Here is a 2,510-nt window from a genome sequence, read left to right on the forward strand (position 1 = left end):
TGTCAACGGCGGAGCAAAATCAGGCCAATGGGCGGAGTAAAACCAGGCCACGGTTTGCGTGCGTATGAGACCGCCGGGAGGGCGTAGCCCGAGCGGGGGTCTCATACGCACGCGGCGATTTTGCGAGGGTGTTTCAGCCGGCCTTTCGGGCGCGGCTTTGGGCGAGACGGTAGCTGTCGCCGTTCATCTCGAGAATGTTCACGTGGTGGGTGATGCGGTCGAGCAGCGCGCCGGTGAGGCGCTCAGATCCGAGCGTTTCGGTCCATTCGTCAAATGGCAGGTTGCTGGTAATCAGGGTGGCACCCCGTTCGTAGCGTTGCGAGATCAGCTCGAAGAGTAATTCCGCGCCAGTCTTGGAGAGTGGCACAAAGCCAAGCTCATCGATGATGAGAAGCTGGTAAGCGGCCATCTGTTTCTGGAACCTAAGCAGACGCCGCTCGTCGCGCGCTTCCATCATCTCGCTGACCAGCGCAGCGGCTGTCGTGAAGCCGACGGACATGCCCTTTTGGCATGCGGCCAGGCCGAGCCCGAGAGCCACATGGGTCTTGCCCGTGCCGGAAGGACCAAGGGCGATGACATTCTCGCGACGCTCGATCCATTCGCAACGCGCCAGTTCCAGCACCTGCATCTTGTTGAGCTTGGGAATGGCGGCAAAGTCGAAGCTGTCGAGGCTTTTGACGACAGGGAACTTGGCCGCCTTGATGCGGCGTTCAACCTTGCGGCGGTCCCGTTCGATCATCTCCTGCTCGGACAGCCGGGTGAGATATCCGACATGATCGACGCCCTCGGTGGCGCATAGCCGAGCCAACTTCTGATACTCGCGCTGGAAGGTCGGAAGCTTGAGGGTTTTGAGGTAATGGGAGAGCAGGATCTCAGGCACGTCAGTGCTCATGCCGCTTCCTCCCCATGCGCGGAAAGCAGTCGCATATAGGCCTTCGCCGATGTCGTCTCGACCGTGGCCCTCGGCAGGTATGGGTAGATGGACAGGTCCAGTCGTGGCGGCCGGCGCTCCACCCGGCACAAGATCAGATGCTTGACGGCATCGAAGCCGATCGCGCCGAGCTGGAGAGCCTGCTTTACCGCCGCATGCAGATCGGCAAGCTCGAAGCTTTCTAGCAGGCGCAGAACCTGCACATACTCCCGCCGGCCATGTTTTGCCATGCGGCCTTCCATTAGCCGGCGCAGCGTGGCGAACTCTTGGGGCAGGTCCCAGCCCTGGAGAGGTGCGGCCTGATCCAGCGCATTGATCTTCTGCTCGATCAGCGGCAGGTAATGGAGAGGATCGAAGACGACGTCTTCCCGTTCCCAGCTCCGCGGATGGCGAGCGATGATCTCGCCACGGCAGCCGATCACCACCTCGTCGACATAGCCCCGGACCCAGACATCCTGATGGCCATAGGCGACCGGGACGGAATAGTCGTTGGTCTTGTAGCGTACAAGCGACTGGGCTGTTACCTTGGCACTGGCCTGATCACAGGCATCGAAGGGCGAGGCCGGCAACGCGCGCATCGCGGCAAGATCGCGCTGCAACCGTTCCCCGATCATCTCGTTCTCGCCGCGCAGCCTGTCGCGCTGGCGCTTGCGGCATTGCTCTTCCAGCCAGGCGTTGAACGTCTCCCATGTCGCAAACTGTGGGATCGGCACCATGAAGTTGCGACGGGCATAGCCAACGAGCCCCTCGACGTTCCCCTTGTCGTTGCCTTTCCCCGGACGGCCATAACGGTCCCGGATCAGGTAGTGGGACAGAAACCCGCTGAACAGAGTGGCGCGCTTGCGCGTGCCGTCGGGCAGTATCTTGGCCACGAGGCATCGGTCGTTGTCGTAGACGATCGATTGCGGCACGGCCCCGAAGAAGGCAAACGCATGGATGTGGCCATCGACCCAGGCCTCCGACACCGCCGCAGGGTAGGCACGCACATAGCAGCCATCGCTATGCGGCAGGTCAAGCACGAAGAAGTGCGCCTTGCGCTCCACGCCGCCGATCACCACCATCGCCTCGCCGAAATCGGCCTGCGCATGGCCGGGTGGATGCGACAGCGGCACGAACACCTCCTGGCGACGCCGATCCCGCTCGCGCATGTAGTCCTTGATGATCGTATAGCCGCCGGTGAACCCGCGCTCGTCCCGGAGCCGGTCGAACACCCGCTTGGCCGTATGGCGCTGCTTGCGCGGCACCTTCAGGTCTTCCTCCAGCCAATGCTCGATGGTTGAAACGAACGCATCCAGCTTGGGACGCCGGATCGGCAACTGACGCTGATAGCCGGGCGGCGTCGAATACGACACCATCTTGGAAACGCTGTCGCGAGATATGTTGAAATGCTTTGCAGCCTGACGCCGGCTCATCCCTTCCGAAACAGCCAAGCGAACCTTCAGATATAATTCCACGGTGTAGATCCCCTTGTCCCTCCTGCGTTCAATGCAGAAGGAAGATAGGTGGCCGGATTTTACTCCGCCCCTACGGCGAGATTAGCGCGCCGTTACCGTGGCCGACTTTTGCACCGCCGCTCTCA

The 2,510-nt window shown here is 61.7% G+C and carries 2 protein-coding genes; both read right to left on the reverse strand.

From position 1 onward, the window contains the following. Positions 1-133: 133 nt before the first annotated feature. Positions 134-892, reverse strand: coding sequence for an IS21-like element helper ATPase IstB (istB, locus tag ACX3P0_RS25135; protein WP_459092928.1), 759 nt, complete (start codon positions 890-892; stop codon positions 134-136). Next, entirely contained in the window at positions 889-2,385 is a 1,497-nt protein-coding gene (istA, locus tag ACX3P0_RS25140) for an IS21 family transposase (RefSeq protein WP_459092930.1), read from the reverse strand. The genes istB and istA overlap by 4 nt, the downstream gene beginning before the upstream one ends. Positions 2,386-2,510 lie beyond the last annotated feature (125 nt).

The organism is Mesorhizobium sp. A556, assembly GCF_054489545.1.

Coding starts and splice junctions, on each gene's coding strand:
- istB (WP_459092928.1), bottom strand. CDS start 892: ATGAGCACTGACGTGCCTGAGATCCTGCTCTCCCATTACCTCAAAACC.